Annotated in this window: 22 protein-coding genes and 1 pseudogene; 7 read left to right on the top strand and 16 right to left on the bottom strand. The window is 66.1% G+C overall.

The window, feature by feature from the left end:
* The coding region (locus tag AB0L58_RS11280) for a hypothetical protein (protein WP_364384845.1) at positions 1 to 379 on the top strand (379 nt) is incomplete at its 5' end.
* 668 nt (positions 380 to 1047) lie between these two features.
* Entirely contained in the window at positions 1048 to 1878 is an 831-nt protein-coding gene (locus AB0L58_RS11275) for an HAD family hydrolase (RefSeq protein WP_364384842.1), read from the top strand.
* Between the two features lie 67 nt (positions 1879 to 1945).
* Here AB0L58_RS11275 and AB0L58_RS11270 read toward each other — a convergent pair whose 3' ends face one another.
* Positions 1946 to 2344, bottom strand: coding sequence for a VOC family protein (locus AB0L58_RS11270; RefSeq protein WP_364384839.1), 399 nt, complete (start codon positions 2342 to 2344; stop codon positions 1946 to 1948).
* A gap of 98 nt (positions 2345 to 2442) precedes the next feature.
* On the opposite strand from AB0L58_RS11270, the gene AB0L58_RS11265 reads away from it, so the two are divergent.
* Positions 2443 to 3384 (top strand): YafY family protein, encoded by a 942-nt coding sequence (locus AB0L58_RS11265; RefSeq protein ID WP_364384836.1) that lies wholly within the window; start codon positions 2443 to 2445, stop codon positions 3382 to 3384.
* A gap of 251 nt (positions 3385 to 3635) precedes the next feature.
* Here AB0L58_RS11265 and AB0L58_RS11260 read toward each other — a convergent pair whose 3' ends face one another.
* A complete protein-coding gene (locus AB0L58_RS11260; protein WP_364384834.1) occupies positions 3636 to 4328 on the bottom strand; it encodes an SGNH/GDSL hydrolase family protein in 693 nt (230 codons plus the stop codon).
* Positions 4329 to 4336: 8 nt separating this feature from the next.
* A complete protein-coding gene (locus tag AB0L58_RS11255; protein ID WP_364384832.1) occupies positions 4337 to 5758 on the bottom strand; it encodes an MFS transporter in 1422 nt (473 codons plus the stop codon).
* 104 nt (positions 5759 to 5862) lie between these two features.
* Between AB0L58_RS11255 and AB0L58_RS11250 the strand changes: the two genes are divergently transcribed.
* A complete protein-coding gene (locus AB0L58_RS11250) occupies positions 5863 to 6486 on the top strand; it encodes a TetR/AcrR family transcriptional regulator (protein WP_364384829.1) in 624 nt (207 codons plus the stop codon).
* A 29-nt stretch (positions 6487 to 6515) separates the two neighbouring features.
* Here AB0L58_RS11250 and AB0L58_RS11245 read toward each other — a convergent pair whose 3' ends face one another.
* The 4 genes from AB0L58_RS11245 to AB0L58_RS11230 are packed head-to-tail and all read right to left on the bottom strand — an operon-like array spanning position 6516 to position 12019.
* Positions 6516 to 8084 (bottom strand): bifunctional 3-(3-hydroxy-phenyl)propionate/3-hydroxycinnamic acid hydroxylase, encoded by a 1569-nt coding sequence (locus tag AB0L58_RS11245; RefSeq protein ID WP_364384827.1) that lies wholly within the window; start codon positions 8082 to 8084, stop codon positions 6516 to 6518.
* Complete coding sequence (locus AB0L58_RS11240) at positions 8071 to 9954, bottom strand: acyl-CoA synthetase (protein WP_364384824.1); 1884 nt, start codon at positions 9952 to 9954, stop codon at positions 8071 to 8073. The genes AB0L58_RS11245 and AB0L58_RS11240 overlap by 14 nt, the downstream gene beginning before the upstream one ends.
* Positions 9951 to 10889 carry a fumarylacetoacetate hydrolase family protein gene (locus AB0L58_RS11235; RefSeq protein ID WP_364384821.1) on the bottom strand — a complete coding sequence of 313 codons (939 nt, stop codon included), beginning with the start codon at positions 10887 to 10889 and terminating at the stop codon, positions 9951 to 9953. The genes AB0L58_RS11240 and AB0L58_RS11235 overlap by 4 nt, the downstream gene beginning before the upstream one ends.
* Positions 10886 to 12019, bottom strand: a complete 1134-nt coding sequence (locus AB0L58_RS11230) for a VOC family protein (RefSeq protein WP_364384818.1) — start codon at positions 12017 to 12019, stop codon at positions 10886 to 10888. The genes AB0L58_RS11235 and AB0L58_RS11230 overlap by 4 nt, the downstream gene beginning before the upstream one ends.
* 124 nt (positions 12020 to 12143) lie before the next feature.
* Between AB0L58_RS11230 and AB0L58_RS11225 the strand changes: the two genes are divergently transcribed.
* On the top strand, positions 12144 to 12800 hold the full coding sequence (locus AB0L58_RS11225; protein ID WP_364385624.1) for a TetR/AcrR family transcriptional regulator: 657 nt from the start codon (positions 12144 to 12146) through the stop codon (positions 12798 to 12800).
* 25 nt (positions 12801 to 12825) lie between these two features.
* On the opposite strand, the gene AB0L58_RS11220 is transcribed toward AB0L58_RS11225, so the two are convergent.
* From AB0L58_RS11220 to AB0L58_RS11200, 5 genes and pseudogenes are all read right to left on the bottom strand, one after another.
* Positions 12826 to 13392 (bottom strand): 2Fe-2S iron-sulfur cluster-binding protein, encoded by a 567-nt coding sequence (locus AB0L58_RS11220; protein ID WP_364385621.1) that lies wholly within the window; start codon positions 13390 to 13392, stop codon positions 12826 to 12828.
* A gap of 215 nt (positions 13393 to 13607) precedes the next feature.
* A pseudogene (locus AB0L58_RS11215) lies at positions 13608 to 13823 on the bottom strand (FAD-binding oxidoreductase); the annotation flags it as partial.
* A 153-nt stretch (positions 13824 to 13976) separates the two neighbouring features.
* Positions 13977 to 14105: a hypothetical protein gene (locus tag AB0L58_RS11210; RefSeq protein WP_364384816.1), complete on the bottom strand. Its 129-nt coding sequence runs from the start codon at positions 14103 to 14105 to the stop codon at positions 13977 to 13979.
* A gap of 84 nt (positions 14106 to 14189) precedes the next feature.
* Positions 14190 to 14354 carry an FAD-dependent oxidoreductase gene (locus AB0L58_RS11205; RefSeq protein ID WP_364384813.1) on the bottom strand — a complete coding sequence of 55 codons (165 nt, stop codon included), beginning with the start codon at positions 14352 to 14354 and terminating at the stop codon, positions 14190 to 14192.
* Positions 14351 to 14767: a nuclear transport factor 2 family protein gene (locus tag AB0L58_RS11200; protein ID WP_364384810.1), complete on the bottom strand. Its 417-nt coding sequence runs from the start codon at positions 14765 to 14767 to the stop codon at positions 14351 to 14353. Before AB0L58_RS11200 ends, AB0L58_RS11205 begins: the two co-directional genes overlap by 4 nt.
* A 124-nt stretch (positions 14768 to 14891) precedes the next feature.
* Here AB0L58_RS11200 and AB0L58_RS11195 point away from each other — a divergent pair, with 124 nt between their 5' ends.
* Positions 14892 to 15473: a PadR family transcriptional regulator gene (locus tag AB0L58_RS11195; RefSeq protein WP_364384808.1), complete on the top strand. Its 582-nt coding sequence runs from the start codon at positions 14892 to 14894 to the stop codon at positions 15471 to 15473.
* Positions 15474 to 15510: 37 nt separating this feature from the next.
* A complete protein-coding gene (locus AB0L58_RS11190; RefSeq protein WP_364384805.1) occupies positions 15511 to 16227 on the top strand; it encodes a protein phosphatase 2C domain-containing protein in 717 nt (238 codons plus the stop codon).
* A 194-nt stretch (positions 16228 to 16421) separates the two neighbouring features.
* Here AB0L58_RS11190 and AB0L58_RS11185 read toward each other — a convergent pair whose 3' ends face one another.
* The 4 genes from AB0L58_RS11185 to AB0L58_RS11170 are packed head-to-tail and all read right to left on the bottom strand — an operon-like array spanning position 16422 to position 20304.
* A complete protein-coding gene (locus tag AB0L58_RS11185) occupies positions 16422 to 17351 on the bottom strand; it encodes a sirohydrochlorin chelatase (protein ID WP_364384802.1) in 930 nt (309 codons plus the stop codon).
* 1 nt (position 17352) lies between these two features.
* Positions 17353 to 18642 (bottom strand): GTP-binding protein, encoded by a 1290-nt coding sequence (locus AB0L58_RS11180; protein ID WP_364384800.1) that lies wholly within the window; start codon positions 18640 to 18642, stop codon positions 17353 to 17355.
* 1 nt (position 18643) lies between these two features.
* On the bottom strand, positions 18644 to 19591 hold the full coding sequence (gene cysD, locus AB0L58_RS11175; protein WP_364384797.1) for a sulfate adenylyltransferase subunit CysD: 948 nt from the start codon (positions 19589 to 19591) through the stop codon (positions 18644 to 18646).
* Positions 19570 to 20304 (bottom strand): phosphoadenylyl-sulfate reductase, encoded by a 735-nt coding sequence (locus AB0L58_RS11170; protein ID WP_364384794.1) that lies wholly within the window; start codon positions 20302 to 20304, stop codon positions 19570 to 19572. The genes cysD and AB0L58_RS11170 overlap by 22 nt, the downstream gene beginning before the upstream one ends.
* Positions 20305 to 20308 lie beyond the last annotated feature (4 nt).

Genomic DNA, 20308 nt, shown 5'->3' with positions numbered 1-20308 from the left:
GTCGGGAGGTTCGACAAGCGATGGTGTGTCAGGCGGTTCGGCGAGTGGTGGCTCGGGTGGTTCGACGGGTGGTGGCACCTCAGGCGGTTCGATCGGCGGCACGTCCTCCGGCGATACCTCGTTCGGCGGCGGCACCCATTCCGGCGGCACATCGTCGGGCGGCTTCGGTGGTGGCAACTCTGGCTCGCTGGGCGGTGGTACGTCAGGCCCTTCGACGGGTGGCGGCGCGACCGGTGGGGCGCTCGGTGGTGGCACCTCAGGCGGCAAGTTCTCCGGCGGTACCAATTCCGGGGGCGGCACCAGCTTCGGCGGCGCCCCGTCCGGCGGCGGCGCACATGGTTCGGGCGGTTTCGGTGGTGGCGGCGGCGCCCGCCGATAATCGTCGCTGAGCACGTCCTCGGTCGAACCGCAGTGCCCAGCCTGCGTGGAGGCGCAAACTGAACCGCGATCGCGCGACCGAGCGTGCGGGTGAGGCCGGGCGGGGAGCCGGTGATTACGCCGGGCGGTGGCAGAGGTAGCTGTTCGGTCGGGAGATGCCCATGGTGATTGTCGCGGTAGTGACTGCAGGCTATTCGTTCGCACGATCGTTGGGTTGCGAGCCGGATCGTCATCCGGTCACTGAGCCTTCGGCGGCTTCGCACTTCTCTGGGCTGCCCGCAAGGATGTGATTCCCGAGGCGACTCTGTGCCATTCGTAGGCCGTATCAGCGGCATCGGCGCGGTGGCACTTCGTGCCGAGATCCTCTGGTGGGAGCCACATGTGGCGGCTTCGGTCGGTGTGGGGCGCGGACAGATATGGTGGAGTCCGTCGGGAATGGGGCAGAGCCCGCGAATGGTCGGTTCGGCCGTTCAAGCGAAAGTTACTGGTCCGCACGGCTGTTGGTCGCAGGGTGGCCGATTGTGTACCCGTACGGATCGGCACCGTCTGTCGAGATTCGCACTCCTAGGTGGGTGCTCCAAGGGGTGCGCATTCCGTGCGGGAGTACGGCTGCGCATATCGCTGGCCTGATCGCAAGGGCCTCAGCACATTCGGACCGGTCGAATTTCGATGACGCCAAGTGTCATAGCGATGCACAATGGATTGGTGGTAGACGGGGGACCTCAGCTTATTGCGCTGGATGTCGATGGAACGTTGCTGCAGACGGGATCGCCGGTCAGTGCCCGGGTAATCGAAGCTGTGCGCGCGGCGGTGGGGTCGGGGGCGCATGTGGTTGTCACGACCGGGCGGACCTTGATGACGACGCGGCCCGTACTGCGGGAGCTCGGGCTGGTCGATGGACATGCGCTGTGCTCCAACGGCGCGGTGCACATCGATGTGGCGAAGGGGGAGCCGGTGGCGGTGCAGACCTTCGATCCGGGTCCGGCGGTCGCGGCCTTGCGCGCACTGTTTCCGGAGATGATCTTCGCGGTGGAGAAGGTCGGCATCGGCACCTGGGCCACTGGGGTCAGTCCGGGCGAATTCTCCATCGGCGAATACGTTCTCGTCGATGACGGTGCGTTGAGCAGCGAGCCGACCCCCCGACTCAACGGCTGGTGGCCCGATGGCTCGCTGGAAGAGATGCTGCGCCTGCTCGCCCAACTGCGGGTACCGGGTGCGAGTTGGGTGCACGGCGAATTCGGCCCGTGGCTTACCGTTTCGCGCAGCGGTGTCTCCAAGGGGTGGGCGTTGGAGCGGTTACGCACCGCATTGTGCATCCCGCGCGCCGCGACCCTCGCCATCGGCGACGGCTACAATGACCGCGAAATGCTGCAGTGGGCAGGACATTCCGTGGCCATGGCCAATGCGCCGAACGAGGTCCGCGGCTGGGCGGACGAAGTCGCCGACGATGTCGCCGACGACGGCGTCGCCAAAATCCTGGAGCGCTGGTTCGGCCACTGAAGCCGAACCGATGATCGCCATGGGTTGGTGCTGGAGATCCTGAGAATGCCGCACCACCAATGCATTTCTAGGCGCGAGCGAGGATCTCCAGGTAGTGGGGGTTCTGCATGATGCCGAGCACATTGCCGAAGGGATCCACGACCGCGGCGGTGATGAAATCTCCATCGCCGCGGGGCGTGATCGGCTCGTACTCCTTGGCGCCGAGGGCGATCAGACGGTCGAAAGTTGTCCGTACGTCGTCGACATGCCAGTTCAGGATGGCTCCGCCGGGGGCGTTGTGCGCACCCGCGGGTGCGAATGTGCGATTGATGATCCCCAGTTCATGCTGGTAGTCGCCGATGCGGAATTCGCAGTACCCGCCGGGCACCGCGTAGTACGGCGCGATGCCGAGCACCTCGGTGTACCAGTCCTTCGCGCTCTCGAGGTCGTCGGCATAGAACGAAACGGTGGCCATTCCTCGCAACATCTTGGTCTCCTCTGATCGGGGTCTTCCTTGCCTGTGCGATCCATGATTCCGTCTAAAGTGCTCACCGAATGAGCACTTTTTTCGACAGAATTGTGCTCATGCGAGCAGATCGATTGGTGGCGACCCTGTTGCTGATGCAGACCCGCGGACGGGTGACCGCCGCCGAGATCGCCACCGAACTCGAGGTATCGGTCGCCACCGCGCGCCGCGACCTGGAGGCACTCTCGGCCGCAGGGGTTCCGGTGTATCCGCAGCCGGGGCGGGGTGGCGGCTGGTCTCTGGTCGGCGGTGCGCGTACCGATCTCAGCGGTCTGACCGAACCGGAGGCTCGCGCACTGTTCCTGCTGGCCGGACCATCCGCGAGCGCGGTACCCGAAGTGAAATCGGCGCTGCGCAAGCTGGTGCGTGCCCTACCGCGGACTTTCCGTACCGATGCCGAGGCAGCGGCCGACGCGGTGGTGATCGATTCCGCGCGCTGGGGTGAGCACGATCAGGCCCGGCCGGAGCTCGTCGAATTATTGCAGCACGCGGTGGTCGAACGCAGTAAGGTCCGGCTGACATATGAGCGATCGGGGGAGCGTACCCGGCGTGTCGTCGACCCGTGGGGTCTGGTCGACAAGGACGCCATCTGGTATCTCGTCGCAGGCACCGAGCGCGGTCGGCGCACCTTCCGCATCGATCGCATCGTCGATGCCGCGATCACCGACGAAATAGCCCATCGACCAGCGAATTTCGATCTTTCCACGGCCTGGGCGGAGGTCGTCGGGGAGGTTGAACAACGCCGGGCCGCCACATCCGCCACCGCACTCATTGCGCCGCAACTACTTCCGATTCTGCGCAAGCAGCAGGGACGACACTGCGCAGTGGACGGTCCGGTCGCCGACGGTCGCGTACAGGTCCGCATCACCGCACCGACGCCGCGCATGATCGCCCAGCAATTGGCGGGCTGGGGTGCCGAAATCGAGGTGCTGGCACCGCGATCGGTGCAGGTGGAGCTGGCGGTACTCGGTGCCGAACTCGTCGATCGATACGGCGAGTGACCGCGCGGCACATCGAATCTTGCAGATCAATCCGCGCCGCCTTCGTCGGACGTCGAGAACACGAGCCGCACGATGATCGCAGGTGGTCCGCGGTGGCGGACACGTTCGCGGGTGGCATCGGCCGATCCGGGAACCGCCGTTGCGCATCAGGCGCCTGCCGTGCTGGTGCAGTTGGTTTCCGAGGCGCGCCGGTTCTGGACCTGGCCGCGTCCGAGCAGATAGCTCGAACGCGGCACGGTGGCTGTTTCCGATCAGCGCGCAGGTTCCTTCGACGGCAGTAGCGCGTGCAGTGCGCGCACCATTTCGGTGGCCACCACCGCATGTCCGCTCATCGTGAAGTGGATGAGATCGGCGCTCATCACGTCCGGTCGCAGCCGCAGCGGATGGTCCCACAGCTCCACCAGCACGGCGTCGTAACGTGCGGCCAGCTCGCGGATTATGTCGTTGAGCGCCGACATCCTTTTCCGCATCGGGCGCATCGGCGCCATTTGTTCCGCCTCCCACACATCGGCGAGGGTGAAGGTGCTCAGCTGGGCCCCGCTGCGGGCCAGCGCGCCGAAGAGCGCGTCGAGATTCGCACGCAGTTCGTCGATATTGCCATCGGGAGTGAACAGATCGTTTCCACCGCAGCTGAGATGCACCAGATCCGGTGCGAAGTCGAGGACGCGCGGCAGTTGGTCGGCGCGCACCTGGGCGGATGTCGCGCCGATCCGGCCGGTATTCAGATATGTCAGAGCGGGATTCGCCGCGGACAACACCGCGGCGACACGGTCAGCCCAACCGGCGGTGTCGTATCCGGGACTCGGATCGCCGACGCCCTTGGCGATCGAATCCCCGAGTACCGCATAGCGCTGCCAGGGCGCATCGGCGAGCAGTTCGAGTGCGGCGGTATTCGACAGCAGCATCGGATCAGTAGCTTCGGTGCGAATATCGTTGTGTATCAAGGTGTCTCCTAGCTCTCGGCGGGTACGGCGGCTGGCACCGGGATGCGCGCCGGAATCGCGATGACCAATGCGGCCGCGACACCGATGCCCGCGCAGACGGCGAACAGCGTGTGGAAGGCGGACAGCGCATCCTCGGCATTCGCGGCGAATACCGCGGCCAGTACCGCGACCCCGAGCGCACCGCCCACCTGCCTGGCCGTCAGATTCATGCCGATTCCGGCCGCGAAGCGTTGCGGCGGAAGCGAACTCGCGGCCGCGGTGCCGAGTACTGTCACGACGATCCCGACGCCGCCACCGCCGAACAGTCCGGCCGGTACCCACGCGGACCACAAAGCCGGTGTCGACCCGAAGGCGTCGGTGCTCATCCACACAGTGGTGCCGGTGTACATCAGCGCCCCGACGACACCGAGCCAGCGCCGCGCGTTCGGTGTCGTGACGCGACCGGCGATCGTCGCGGTCACCATCGAGGACACCGCGCCCACCGTCAATGCGGCCGCCGAACCGAGCACCGAATACTGCCAGATCGCGTCGAGGAACAGCGGTCCGGCGAGCAGCCAGGCGAACATGGTCGCACCGAAGACGAATGAGGCGGCATTGGCCAGCGCATATGGCCTGCTCTGCCACAACTCGACCGCAATGGCCGGGTTGTGATGGCGTGCGGAGCGAATCAGCGCGGCCAGGATCAGCAATGCGCCGGCGCCGAGCGCGGCGAGGGTGCCGGGCGCGGTCCACCCCCACCGCTGCCCCTCGGTGACTCCGGCGACCACGCCGCCGAGTCCGAGGGCAATGGCGATGGTGCCGACCGGGTCGGGCAGCGCACTGCCCGGCTGGCGAGTGTCGGGCACCGGAATGCGCAGTCCGGGCGCGATAAGCACGATCGCCACCGGGATATTGATGACGAATACCGCCCGCCAGCCGAACGTCTCGACCAGCGCGCCGCCGATCGCCGGACCCACCACTGCGGCGAAACCGCCTGCGGCGGACCAGGCTCCGATGGCGGCACCGATCTTCTCGCGCGGCGTCACGGTGAGCACGAGGCCGAGTGCGGACGGCACCATCAGCGCCGCCGTGGCACCTTGCAGCAGGCGACCGGCAATGAGCCAACCGGCGGTGGGCGCGAGTCCGCACAGCAGGGAGGTCACGGCGAATCCGAGCAGTGCGATCAGGAACAGCCTGCGTCGTCCGAGGGTGTCGGCGAAACGGCCCGCCGGGGTGAGCAGCGCCGCGAAGGCAATGGCATATCCGCTTACCACCCAGGTCAGCGTGGTTGTCGCGGTGCCGGGAAAGTCGCGGGCGATCGAGGGGAACGCGATGTTGACGACCGACAGATCCAGGAAGGCGATGAACGCTGCGCCACAGGCGATGACGAGCGTGCGTACGGCGGCCTGCGAGGTCGGCGGACTGTCGGTCCGCGTGGACACTTCGGTCATGGGGAGATCCCTTCGGAGCGGTGAATATAAACGTACGATCGTTCGTATAATAAAAGTACGACCGTACGTTCGTATTTGCAACCCGGCAGTGGAAGAATGGCGATATGGCAGAGTCGATAACCACAGCGCAGCCCGCGCAGGGCACCGATCGTCGCCTTGTGAAAGGCGCCCGCTCCCGGGCCTCGATTGCCAGACACGCCGCCGATGTGGCCTCCATCGAGGGGCTGAACGGACTGAGCATCGGTCGTCTCGCGACCGATCTCGGCATCAGCAAGAGCGGCATAGCCACCCTCTTCGGTACGAAGGAAGCGCTGCAGGTCGCGGCGGTGAAGGTGGCCCGCGAGGCCTTCGTCGAACGGGTGATCGCGCCCAGTCTGACCGAACCGCGCGGCTTACCCCGCTTGCGCGCCCTCATGGATCGCTGGTTCGAGCACATCACCGACCCGACATTTCCGGGCGGCTGCTTCCGCGTGGCCACCGTCGCCGAATTCGACAGCAAACCCGGCCCTGTCCGCGACGCCATCGCCGAGGATCGCGACGAATGGCTCGACTTCTTGGCCAGGCAGATTCGGCACGCTCAGGACGCGGGCGATCTCACCGGCCGCGACGCCGATGTCGTGGCCTTCGAACTCGACGCGGTGATCAGCGCGGCCAATACCGCCCAGCAGATGGGCGATGGTCGCGGTGTCGCCACCGCGCACACCATCGTGAACGGACTTCTGGGCTGAGCGCGGATAACCGATTCGCCGGTGCGTATTTACGCGTCGGGACTCGACACGCGTGAGTAATCGTCCGAAGCCGGTGCCTTGCATCCCGGCAAGTCGGCGATGAGGTCGGACAGCTGACGGCTGGTTCGCTGTACGGTCCCGTCGGGACGAACGAGGGCTCCGTGCCTGCGCCCGAGCCAGCGTCGCAAAACAGGCCGAGCGATAACGATGACACCACCGCGCTGCTCGATTTCGCGACGCTGTTCCGGTGTCGGTTCGACGACGGTGATGATCGCGAACCGGCCCGCCGCGATATCGTCGAATCGACGGCCGTCGAGCAGCGTGTTGGGAACCAGTTTGCCCGCCAGCCCTCGGTAAAAGCGATGCGCTACAACAGTTTCGGACCGATGCAGCGGTGGCGTCTGCCCATCGGTGACCAGCTCGGTGAAGCCGGGCAGCCGATGCAATCGCGGTGCGATGAGGCGGCGCAGCAGATTTCCCAATTCACCACCGTCGGTCATGGCCCGTCCGGTGAACTTGGCGAGTCGGATCATGGCGTGCGCATGCGGTTTTCGCTCGATCTCGTAGGTGTCGAGCACACTCGCGGGCAGGTTGTCGGCGAGGACGCCCGCGAGCTTCCAGGCGAGGTTGGCGGCATCGCGCAACCCGGCACCCATGCCCTGGCCGATGAACGGAGGGGTGAGGTGGGCGGCATCGCCGAGCAGGAATATCCGGCCGCAACGCCAACGGTCGGCGAGCTGGGCGCGGAAGGTGTATTCGGCGACGCGCACCAGCCGCAGCGCATCGGGCGGGGTGTTGCCGGTCCACGGTGCGATCAGTGGGTGCAGGTTCGTCGAATCGTTGAAGTACGCGGCGGTTTCACCGGGGCGGAGTTGGAACTCCCAGCGGTAGCGAGTTGTCCCGATCCGCATATAGGTCGCGGCCCGAACCGGATCGCAAACCTGGTGCACCCCTTCCCATTCTCCGAAGTCGGCAGCGGTTTCCACATCGACGACGAGCCAGCGCTGCGCGAAGTTCAGGTCGCGCATCGTGGCTCCGATCGCGGCGCGGGCCACGCTGTTGGCGCCGTCGCAGCCCAGCACATATCCGGCCAGGACCGACTCGGCGGTGCCGGTGACACGATCGGTGAAATCGACACGCACGCAACCGTTTTCCTGGGTCATGCCGACGACCTCGGCATTGCCGCGAAGGGTGATGCCGGGATACCGCAGCACATTGGCGCGCAGGATGGCTTCGAGCTCCGGTTGGTCGAACAGATTCGCCTCCGGGTAGCCATTGCTGCCGCCCGCGGGGTCGCGATCGAATTGCGCGAGTACGCGCATATCGGGGTCGATCAATCGCAGGCCGAGGGCCGGGCGCGAGATCGCCTCGAAGTCGGCATCGACTCCGAGGCGTGCCAGGATCCGGCGGATCTCACCGTCGAGATGCACCGCGCGCGGCTGCGGGTATATGCCGTCCCAGCGTTCCAGCACCAGGGTTTCGATGCCGTATCCGGCCAGTAGCGTCGCCGCGGTGAGGCCCGTGGGGCCCGCACCGACGACGACAACGGGAATAGAGTTGATCAGCCCGCTCCGATCACGAGATTCACTGCCGGACAATGACTTTCCACCTGATGGCATATCGGCCGAGGATCGCCGCGGCGGCACCGTCGGTGGCATCGTCGAGTTCGACGGTCGTGACGATCGCGCCGTCCTCGACCACTGCCGTGACACTGTGCACTCCGGTGACCTGCCCGAGTGCGTCCTGCAGTTCACGTCGAGTCGCATCGGCGCGCAGGCCGAGCTTGTACGGCTTGCCGACATCGGTGACGGGCAAGGCATCAAGGACCACAACGGATTTCGGCACGGCTGCTCGTTCGGGCACGTGCTCGCTCGCCCAGTCGAGCAGTTCCGATTCGGTGATTTCGGCACCGGCTGCGAGGGTGACATAGGCGACGGGTACTTCACCGGCGTGGACATCGGGGCGTCCGACGGCACCGGCGGCGGTCACCTGTGGATGTGCCAGCAGTGCGTCCTCGATCAGCGCCGGGTCGATATTGTGCCCACCTCGGATGATGAGATCCTTGGCGCGGCCGTGCAGATGGATGAAACCGTCCGCATCGATGTGTGCGAGGTCGCCGGTGTCGAGCCAGCCGTCGACCGTGGTGCCGAGTCCGTCGAGAATATGGCCGTGCGCATTGCGGTCGGTCACATAACCGGCGAAAATCGTCGGGCCACTGATCTCCAGCACGCCGATCGCACCCGCGGGCAGCGGCTCCCGGTCGCCCGCCCGCACCACCCGCACCTGCTGATAGGGCATCCGCTGTCCGACCGCACCAGGGCGCGGCCGGTCCGGATAGCTGCGCGCGGTCGCGCAGGTGGCCTCGGTGAGTCCATAGCCTTCGACCAGGGTGACACCGGTATGGGTCTGGAAGTTCGCCCGCACCGCGGACGGCAGCGGTGACGCGCCGACCATCGCGTAGCGCAGACTGCTGATATCGGCGTCGACCGGGCATTGCGCAAGTACGGCATAAACGGTCGGAACCGCGCTCATCGCGGCAATGCCATAGTGCGCAACGATCTTCCAGAATTCGCCGTACAGCGCGAGATCGCGGTAGCCGAGCGGTCCGGCCCACACCACCGGCTGGCCCTTGAACAGCGGCGCGAGCAGCGTCACGACCAGGGCATTGACGTGGAACAGCGGAAGCGCGGCGAAGATCGTCGCATCCGCGTCGAGCAGGGGGTTGGCGGCGATCATCCACGCATTGGCGATCTCACCGGAGTGGGTGTGTGCGGCCAGTTTCGGCACACCGGTGGTGCCGCCGGTGTGGAACAGCGCCGCCAGATCGCTGGATGCCGGGGGCTGCCCGGTGAATGCGATCGAATCCTGCTCGGCGGCAAGCTCATCCAGATAGCCGAGGTATACACCGTCGATCACGGGCAGTGGGTGCGGCTCGGCGGCGCCGGTAGGGCGTAGCACGAAGACGGCGTCGAGCAACCCGTCGTCGGCGAGCGCGAGGGCGGATTCCCATGTTTCGGTGGCGAGTTCGGGTCCGGCCGCGATCAGTACTCGGGCACCGGAGCGCCGCAGCAGTTCCGCGATATGCCGACCGGACATCGCACCGTTGATGGGTGCGGCGATACCGGCAAGTTGCGCGGCGAGAGTCGCGGGAATCAACTCCGCGCAGTTGGGCGCCATCAATGCGACCGCGTCACCGCGCCGGATACCGAGCCGGTGCAGCAGATTCGCATAGCGGTGCACGTCGGTCAGGAGTTCGGAGTAGGTGCGCCGCAGGGGTTCTCGCCACCGCGCCGCCTCCGGCAATACGGTGAGTGCGTTTCGATCGGGCCAGAGTTCGGTGGCCCGTACCAGCAGTGCATAGGTCGATTCCGGCAGGCCACGCTCGGCCAGCGGCACGGATTCGATCTCGGCCAGGTCGCCGGGGCCCGAGTAGCGCGGCCAGAGCAGACCGGTTGTCGTGGGGTTCATCGGGCGTACCGCACCACCGTGCGCTGGCGACCCAGATCGATCGCGCCGTCATCGGTGGCCACGGTGGCCTCGATGACATCGCCGTCGCGCAAATACTTCGGGTTCTTGGCCTGGCCCTGGAAGAACAGCTTCCACTTGGTTGCCGCCGGGAGCAGCGAGGCAATGATTTCGACCGGTTTCGGTGGGGCGCTGATCGCGGTGCCGATCGGGGTGCCGGTGAGCAGTAGGTCGCCCGCATCGAGCCGCTGGAATCGGGTCAACGCCTGCAGCGTCTCGACGGGGCCGTAGATCATATCCGCGACCGTCATATCCTGGCGCACTTCACCATTGACCCACAGCCGCAATCGCAGATCGGTGAATCGCTTCAGCTCGTCGGCGTCCAGCAGCACCAGCGCCGGGCCGACCGGGGTGAAGGTCGGATACGATTTCGCCTCGTAGAATTGGGTTTTCGGCAATTGCACATCGCGTGCCGAAACATCGTTGGTGACAACGAGTCCGGCGACGTAGTCGGCGAGATTGTCGGCGGTGATCGCGGTCCCGACCGGCAGCTCCTTGCCGAAGACCAGTCCGATCTCCACCTCGTAGTCCAGCAACCGCACATGCGCGGGCCGGATGACATCGTCGAGCGGTCCGCTGATCGAACCGGAGGATTTGCGGAAGAACGTCAACGGCACGGTGTCCGGATCACCGCCCGAATCCCGCACGTGGGATGCGAAATTCGTCATCTGCGCGACTACCCGGCACGGCGCGGTCACCGGTGACATCAGCGCGAGGCTTTCGACGGGGACGATCTCGGTACTTGCCGCCGCTGCCGCGAGCGACTGCCGGTCGGCAAGCAACTGACCGGTGGTGGCCGCCGCGGTATCCACTCGCGCGGCCCCCGCCGGCGTCGACACCCACCAGGCGTCGGCGGTTCGGAGAACGGAAAGACTCATGAGTTGGCAACTTTCAGTAGACCGCGCAGGCGGTGTAGATCGAATTCGTTGTCCGCGCGCAGCGCATCGAATATGCCGCGCAGTTCGCGGACCGATTCCCGGCCGGGGGTGAGGCCGAGGAAGTCCTTGGTGGCGGGCGGTCCCCATTGGGCCAGCCCGGATGCGGTCATCGGCGCCCAGCCGGGCTCCAGCGTGCAGTCGAACATGTCGCCATCGCTGAAGTGCTCGACCAGGAACCCGTCCGGATCGCGCCAGTAGTCGAAGATCTGGCTGCCCTGGATGTGCCTGCCGATGCCCCACGACCGCCGGTAACCGTGGTCGAGCAGATATGCGCCGCCCGCCGCCATGGCATCGAGGTCGGCGACCTGATAAGCGGAGTGCACATATCGGTTGACCGGGCCCAGCACCAACGCGAGCGTGTGGTGATCGGCGGGGGTGCGGCCGCGGTCGCATCGGATGAAGCTCATGACCGGGCCACGCTCGCGTTGTCCCGAGTAGTAGAGGAAATCGCTGACGATCAGGCCCAGGTTTTTCAGATACCAGTCGAGCGTCTCCCGATAGCGGGTGGTCTGCACCACCACATGCCCGAGCCGTTGCACCTTTGCCGGTTCCCGCGGCGGGCGCTGGGTCAGGTTGGTGCGCGGCATTTCGTGGCCGAAATTGAAGGTGTGCGGTTGCTGCGCGGGCAGGGCGGCGAGCACATGGGTGTCGGCGACCACCCGCACCCGCAAGCCGCTCGGGTCGTGCAGGTCGACGGCGATGCCGCCGATACTTTCCGGCAGTGCTACCGGCTCCGGACCGGCGGCCTGCGCGAGCCGCAGCAGATCCGTCGCGCCGACCGCCTGGAACGCGGGGCCGATGAACCTCGACCGGGTCCCCCGGCGAATGACGACACACGGCGCACCCGGATCGGTGCCACGCAGTTGCAGTTCGTCCGGGGTGCGCAGCACGGTAGTGAAGCCGAATGCGCGAGCGAAGACTTCGGCCGCGGCCAGGTCGGGCTTCTCGAATTCCAGCCACGCGAGATCGTGCGCCTTGATGACCGGGTTCCGAGCTCGGCCCGGATGCTCACCCGACCCGGCGCCGAACTCGCTGTGCAGACCCGCATGCGGGTCGTGCTGGTCGATCATCGACCTCTCCCTTCCGTGGCTGAATATATCGTCACTCACGAGGAAGTATTCAGTCAAGGGATCTGATGAATTCGTCACCACTGACTCGGCGGGTTAGGATTGCGGGATGGACCAGGGAGAGGTGATGAGCGAGCAGACCGGTACCGAACCCAATCGCTTGGAGCGCCGCAAAGCGCGCACCCGAGCCGCACTGATCAGCGCGGCCCAGTCCTTCCTCGCCGCCGGGAAACCGAACGCGCCGATCCTGGAGATCACCCAGGCCGCCGATGTCGGGATGGGGTCGTTCTACAACCACTTCCAGAGTCGCGAAGATCTATTACGCGCGGCGATCGAAGAGGCGCTCGATCTGCACGGCTCAACCCTCGACGTGCTGACCGAGGGGATGGACGATCCCGCGCATGTCTTCGCGCAGAGCTTCCGGTTGACCGGTCGTCTGCATCGCAGAAATCCCACGCTGAGCAAGGTTCTGCTCAATCACGGTCTGGCCCTCGTCAGTTCTACGAAAGGCCTCGCGCCCCGCGCGCGCCGCGATATCGAGGCGGCGGTTCGTGCTGGCCGGTTCCGGGTTCGCGATGCGGAGCTGGCCATGACCATCGTCGCCGGCGCCGCGTTATGCCTCGGTCAGCTGCTGCACGACAGTCCCGAACGCGACGATGCCGCGGCCGCGGACGAGGTCACCGAGGATCTGCTGCGCATGTTCGGCATCCCGGCGGACGAGGCACACGAGATCTGCCAGCGGCCCCTGCCGCCGATCGAAGCGCTGCCGGACACCGCCGCCTGATATCACGATCGGCTGAGACCGGCGCTCACAGGTCGATCTCCACATCGGTAATCGGATAGGCCACGCAGGAGTGCGTGTAGCCGAACTGCGGATCGGACAGCCGTAGCCTCGCCTCCTCGGCGGTGTGCACCTCGCCCTTGACGATCCGTACCCGACACAGGCTGCACTCACCGGATCGAAATGCCGCCTCGGGGCGAATGCCGCTGTCCTCCAACGCATCCAGCAGTGGACGGTTACGTGGGGTGCGGAAGCTGGTGGCGCCCACGGTCACGGTGACCTGCTCGGTGGGGTCCACATCGGCGGGCCAATGCGGTTGGGCGGCAGGATCGCTCGGTGCGCCGTTGGCTTCGAAGCGAATTCGCTTGCGCGGCTGACCGAGTGCGCGGAGTTGCCCGAGCGCGTACGGGTAGAGCGTCTGCGGGCCACAGACGTAGACCATGCGGTTGTCGAGTTCGCCGACCAGGCTTCGGATGGTATCGGCGGTGAGGAATCCGGTGGGCCCGGTCCAGTCGGTGTCGGGTTCGGTGATGACGTGGTCGATGACCACGTTCGGATAGCGCGCGGCGAGTGCGTCGAGTTCGGTGCCGAAGATGATGTCGGTGGCCGAGCGGGAGCCGGTAAACGAGGTGGAACGTCCGGTCCAGATTGCGGTCGACGAGCTCGCGGATCATGCTCATCGCCGGGGCGACACCGGAACCGCCCGCGAGGAATACCAGGTCGTTGCCGTGGAAGAGCGGGTTGTGGTTGGAAGGTGCCCATCGGTCCGGTCGTGGTGAGGATGTGCCCGACCCGCACCGTGTCGATGAGCAGATTGCTGATGCGTCCGCCGGGGACTCGCCGCACGGTCAGGTCGTAGTGGTCGAGCGTGTCGGGGCTCGAGGAGATGGCGTCGGGGCGGCTGGTGCCGTCGACGAAGACATTGACGTATTGGCCCGCCGGGAACGGCGGCAGTTCCAACTGGTCGACACCCTCGAGCCGGAAGGTTTTGGTGGTCGCGGTCTCATCGATGATCTCGCCGACCATCAGCCGCAGCCGCTGGGGGTGGTAGGTGTCGATGGTGGCGCGGGTTTCCGCGAGGTGGTCGCGGGTGTCGGGGATGCGCGATTCGATTTCGTGGAGGATCTGGGCCGCGCCGTCGAAGCGTTCTGCGAGGGGATGTCTCATGATGTGCTCCGTTCAGGCGGCCTTGGCGCGCAGCAGGCGGCGGGCGACGCGCGCCCCGGCCTCGAGGGTGGGTTGGAAACCGCCGATGCCCGCCCACGAACCGGCCAGATGCAGTCCGGGAATATGGGTTTCGCGTTTCACTGTCGCGGAACAGCCAGTTCTCGGTGGCGTCCTGGTCGTAGCCGTAGATCGTGCCGCCAGGGTGGCCGAGGTAGCGCATCATGGTCAACGGTGTTGCGACATCGACCTCTTCGATGGCGTCACGGATGCCGGGGTGACGTTCTCGCACAGATCGAGCAGCAGTGTTCGCGCGCCCGCGCGTTGCAAGGTGGCCGCGGCGGTCAGCCCGGCATTGCCCGCGCCGATGACGATGGCGTCGTAATCGTTCACGCTTCGGCAGCCTCGCGCTGTAACTGTGCGGTGGCCTCGGCCTTGATCCGCTCGAACTGTTCGCCCATCCTCGTCGCCAATGCCTGCGCGGCCGAGAGCGGACGCACCATCACCATGAAGTCGTCGATCTTGCCGTGCTCGTCGAAGTGCAGGAAGTCGCAGCCGGTGAGCTGCTTGCCGTCGACGGTGGCCTCGAAAACGAAGGCGTGGTCGCGGCCGTTCGCGTCGGCGATCTCGCGCACGTAGCGGAAGTCCTCGAATACGCGGATCACCGCGCGCAGGATGGCCGCGGTAATCGCCTTACCCGGATATGGCGTGAACGCGACCGGGCTGGTGAACACCACATCGTCGGCCAGCAGCGCCTCGATAGCGGCCTCGTCGCGGGCCTCGACAGCTGCGCGGAAGGGGTGCATCACGCCACCTTTCATAGTCAATTAGTTGTCTATCTACTTTGAACAGTATCCGGCGATCCATATCGATGTCCACAGTTGATTAGACAATAATTTGAATAATCATCAAGAGTGGTAACCTGAGCGAATGGCGTTACGTGACGCGGTGCTGGCCGCGCTGCTGGAAGGGGAGGCGTCCGGCTATGACCTGGCCAAGGGCTTCGATGCCTCGGTGGCCAACTTTTGGATGGCCACGCCCCAGCAGCTGTACAAGGAACTCGAGCGGATGGCCGCCGACGGCCTGATCGAGACCCGGATCGTGCAGCAGGAGCGTCGTCCGAACAAGCGACTGCACGCCATCACCGGGGCCGGCCGGGCCGCATTGCACGCATTCATCGCCGAGCCCGCCAAGCCGACCGCGGTCCGCGACGAATTGATGGTCAAGGTGCAGGGTATGGACACCGACGACGCACCGACCGTGCGTGCCGCGGTGGCCGAGAACCTGGCATGGTCCACGGCGAAACTGGCCCGCTACGAACGCCTGCGCGCCCGCCTGCTCGACGGCCGCAGCGAGCAGGCGTACCTGGCCGAGACGGAGCGCATCGGTCCCTATCTGACCTTGCTGCGCGGAATCTCCTTCGAGCAGGAGAATATTCGCTGGGGCGAGTTCGCTCTTGCCGCCATCGGCCGGTGCATCGGTGCCGAGTCCGCGACTGCGGCCGATCCGTAAGGTGCCCGGCGCGGCTGTGGTGTGCCAGAATCCGCGGATGCGCAGTCCCGTGATCGACGTTGCGGTGGGCAGCGATATCGGTAGCCGCTATTCGGCGAATTTCGATGTCACCTATCTCCGGGCGCGGCCGTTGCTCGCCGTGCTGGCCGATGGCATGGGAGATGGACCGGGCAGCGCGGCGGCGGGGCGGACCGCCGTCGATATCTTCGTCGACCACGTCGCGGATGCGGTGGAACCCGGGCCGGACGCGCTGCGTGCCGCGGTGGCGGCGGCACATGCTCGGGTGAGTCGGATCGGTCAGGAATTGCGGACCTTGGCCGGATGCACCTTGACCGCCATGATCGCCGCACCGGATGGCTGCTGGCTCGTGCAGATCGGTGACTCCAGGGTGTACCGGCTGCGTGCCGGGCTGCTGGAACTGCTGACAGCCGACCATACGATGGCCTGGCTCGGCGCGGTGCACGGCTGGTATCCGTTCGATTCGCCGCAGGCCGCGGCGGCGCGGTATCAGCTCACCCGCTACATCGGGCACGCGGCCGCGCCGGAACCGGACGTGCTGAGCGTGACGATGCGACCCGGCGACCGATACCTGCTGTGCACCGACGGTGTATCCGACCAGGTCGGCTACGACGATCTGCACATTCTGCTGAGGCGCGAGGCCGATCCGCGGTCCGTTGTCGCCGGGCTGCTGTCTGCCGCCGATCTGGCGGGTGGAAACGACAACGCGACGGCCATTGTCATCCATGTCGACTGAATTACTTTTCAGCACAACAGATTTGGTGCGCGGGACTACTGGGCGGGGAGGGTGAGGGCCGCGGTATGCACCCTGTCGGCGTGATCGATTTGCGATCGCTGGCTGGCGCGGCGGGTCGGCCCGGGGCGCTGGGTCATTCGGGGCGCTGGGTCATTCGACAGGTGATCGCTTCATGGAGACGGTTCGGCCGAAGATCAGGCAGACAGGCTCAAAGCATCGCTGAGTGCGGTGTCGTAACGGTCCCACACTATTTCGGTCAACACCGTATCCGGCCCGATGACCTGCGCGTGCGCCACATCGGGTGTGGCGGCCAGTAGGCGATCGGTGAGCCGTCCGGGTGCGAGGAACCACGGTGCGACGAGTACGCGCTCTGCACCTCGGGCACGCAGACGCGAAATTGCCTGGGTGACAGAGGGTTCGGTGGTCACGAAGCAGATCTCGGTGTGCCAGCCGGTCAGCGTCGCGAGTTGTCCGGCAACCTCGCCGGTCCGCACATTCGCTGCCGCCGATGCTGCTCCAACCGCCGCCACGACGACTCCAACGTTCGCCGCTGCGCCGAGTGGTTCACCGTGCCGAGGCTGAGCGCCACTCGCCGGTCCCAGCGCCGTCAAGGTGCGATCGCGGACAGTGGTGATGAGTCGCGGATCCGGCCCGAGAACATCGGCTTGGGTCAGCAGGAGTTGCGGGTGGGCGGTGCGGGCGGCCGCGAGCAGACCGGGTAGATCGACTCGCGCGTGATAAGCACTGCCCAGCAGCAGCGGTGCCACGACTGCCTGCGTATGTCCTTGTGCGGCAGTGGCAGTCACGACCTGTTCGACCGATGGCGCATTCAGATCGAGGAAGGCGAGCCGCACATCGATATCCGGCCGGGCGGCGGCGATATCGGCGACGACCGCCGACATCGTCGCGGCCGAGCGCGGATCCCGACTGCCGTGCGCCACCGCGATGAGCGCGGGTCTCGGTTCCGCGTATGCGCCGATCGGTGTGGTCGCCGCCGTAACCCGGATCGGTCCGAACATCGGTCTACTCGAACCGCGTCCGTGCTCCGACAATCGTTCCAGTTCCGCCCACATGGACCCGCCCGGCAGCCGTGCCACCGAGCCGATACCGCCGGGCGAATTCACCTCAGACTCCGACCTCGACCGCGGTCAGCACGTCACCGACCAGACCGGCGGCCAGCGTATTGCCGCCCGCCGGATCGATGAGCAGGAAGCTGCCGGTGTGCCGGTTGACGCGGTAGTCGTCGGCCGCGATCGGCTCGGCAACGCGCACCGAGATGCGGCCGATATCGTTGAGCGTCAATGATTCCGGGCTCGCCTGCGCGGTCAGGTTCTGCTCGTCGAAGCGCTCGACGAGTGCGCCGACGATCGCCTGCGTGGTGCGGGTGCCGTGCTTGAGCAGCAGTCGTGCGCCGGGGCGAAGCGGCTTGTCGCCGAGCCAGCAGACGGTCGCGTCGAACGAGTCGATCGGCTCCGGCGCATCGACGGGGGAGGCGATGATGTCACCGCGTGAGATGTCCACATCATCGGCCAGGATCAGGGTGACGCTGCGGCCGACCTGGGCGACGGCGAGCTCACCATCGGGCGTATCGACCCGCTCGACGGTCGAGCGGATTCCGGAGGGCAGCACCACGATTTCGTCGCCCGGCGAAACCGAGCCCGCCGCGATCTGGCCCGCGTAGCCGCGATAGTCCGGGTATTCGGCGGTGCGCGGGCGGATCACGTACTGGACCGGGAAGCGCAGTCCGAGCGCGTGCGCGCCGGAGCTGTCGGCGTCCACCGGCACCGATTCGAGGTGCTCGATCAGCGAGGGGCCGTCGTAGTACGGGGTGTTCGCCGAGCGCGAGGCGATATTGTCACCGTGCAGTGCGGAGACCGGAATCTCCAGCACATCCTCGGCGGCCCAGCCGAGTGTGCTGGTCAGGGTGTTGAATTCGGCGGAGATCGCGGCGAATACGGTCGCCGGATCATCGACCAGATCGATCTTGTTCACCGCGAGCACCAGCTTCGGCACACCCAGGAGCGCAAGCACCGCGGCATGTCGACGGGTCTGCTCGATGACACCCTTGCGCGCGTCGACGAGCAGGATCACCAGCTGCGCGGTGGACGCGCCGGAGACCGTATTGCGGGTGTACTGCACATGCCCAGGAGTATCCGCGAGCACGAAAGACCGCTTGGGCGTTGCGAAGTAGCGGTAGGCGACATCGATGGTGATGCCCTGCTCGCGTTCCGCGCGCAGCCCGTCCACGAGCAGCGAAAGATCCGGTGTGGCAAGACCCTTGTCCACCGACGCGCGGGTGACGGCGTCGATCTGGTCGGCCAGTACGGATTTCGTATCGTAGAGCAGCCGTCCGACCAGGGTGGACTTACCGTCGTCGACAGAACCGGCGGTGGCCAGCCTCAGTAGGTCGGACATATCAGAAATATCCTTCTCGTTTGCGGTCTTCCATGGCGGCTTCCGAGACTCGGTCGTCACCGCGAGTAGCGCCGCGTTCGGTCAAACGGGACGCGGCGACTTCGGCGAGGATCGCCTCGTTATCGGCCGCGTCGGAAAGAATTGCGCCGGTGGAGGATCCGTCGCCGACGGTGCGGTAGCGCACCGAACGGGTCTCCAGCACCTCGCCCTCGCGCGGGCCGCCCCACACGCCGGGCGTCATCCACATGCCGTCGCGCTGGTATACCGGACGTTCGTGCGAGTAGTAGATGCTCGCCAGATCGATATCCTCGCGGGCGATGTAGCGCCAGATATCGAGCTCGGTCCAGTTGCTCAACGGGAAAACCCGGACGTGCTCGCCCGGAGCATGCTTGCCGTTGTACAGATTCCACAGTTCGGGCCGCTGCCGCTTCGGATCCCACTGCCCGAAGGCATTGCGCAGCGAGAAGATCCGCTCCTTGGCGCGTGAGCGCTCCTCATCGCGACGCCCACCGCCGAAGACCGCGTCGAAGCGGTGCTCGGTAATGGCGTCCAGCAGCGGAACCGTCTGCAGCGGATTGCGGATACCGTCCGGGCGCTCGGTGAGCCGCCCGTCGGCCAGGTAGTCCTCGACCTTCGCGACATGCAGTCGCAGGCCGTACTTGTCGACCACCTTGTCGCGGAATTCGAGCACCTCCGGCAGATTGTGCCCGGTGTCGACATGTAGCAGCGCGAAGGGCAGCGGCGCGGGCCAGAAGGCCTTGAGCGCCAGGTGCAGCAGCACCGTGGAATCCTTACCTCCGGAGAACAGGATCACCGGCCGCTCGAATTCGCCCGCCACCTCACGGAAAATGTGGATCGACTCCGACTCCAACGCCGCGAGGGTGTCGAAATCGGTGATGCCCAAGGAACGTGCGCTGATGGTTTCGGTCATGACTGATGCAACCCGCATTCGGTCTTGGCGAGGCCGGCCCAACGGCCGCTTCGCGGATCGGAACCCGGCTCCGGCTTCCGTGTGCACGGAGCGCAGCCGATGGACGGATATCCCTCCTCCACCAGGGGATTGACGAGGATGCCGTGCTGTTCGATATAGGACTGCATCTCGTCGTCGGACCAGGCGGCGATCGGGTTGATCTTCACCAGTCCGAACGCCTCGTCGAACGAGATGAGCGGGGCGTTGGCCCGGGTCGGGGCCTCCACCCGGCGGATGCCGGTGACCCAGGCGTTGTAGCCGCCGAGCGAGCGCTTCAGCGGCACAACCTTGCGCAACCGGCAGCATTCACCGGCATCACGCGCGAACAAATCTTTGCCGAGCAGCTGATCCTGTTCGGCCACAGTGTTTTCCGGCCGCACATTGATCACATTCACGCCGTACACGGCCTCCGCCGCATCGCGGGTGCCGATGGTCTCGGCGAAGTGGTAGCCGGTATCCAAGAACAGCACGTCCACACCCGAATGCGCTTGGGCGGCAAGGTGAACCAGCACGCCGTCCTGCATATTCGAGGCGACGATGTAGCCCGTGCCGAAGGTGTCCTCGGTCCACTGGAGCAATTCCAGCGCCGTGGCGTTCGGTCCGAGTGTGGCCGCGCCCTTTTCGGCGATCGTCCGCAATTCGTCTTCCGACAGCTTCGCGGGCAGATCCGCCGTTACTTGATCCGTTGTCACGCTA

This window comes from Nocardia sp. NPDC052112 (genome assembly GCF_040680135.1).
In the GTDB taxonomy this organism is placed as follows: Bacteria; Actinomycetota; Actinomycetes; order Mycobacteriales; family Mycobacteriaceae; genus Nocardia.
Note: the sequence above shows the minus strand (reverse complement) of the source record. Positions and strands in the feature narration are given on the sequence as shown.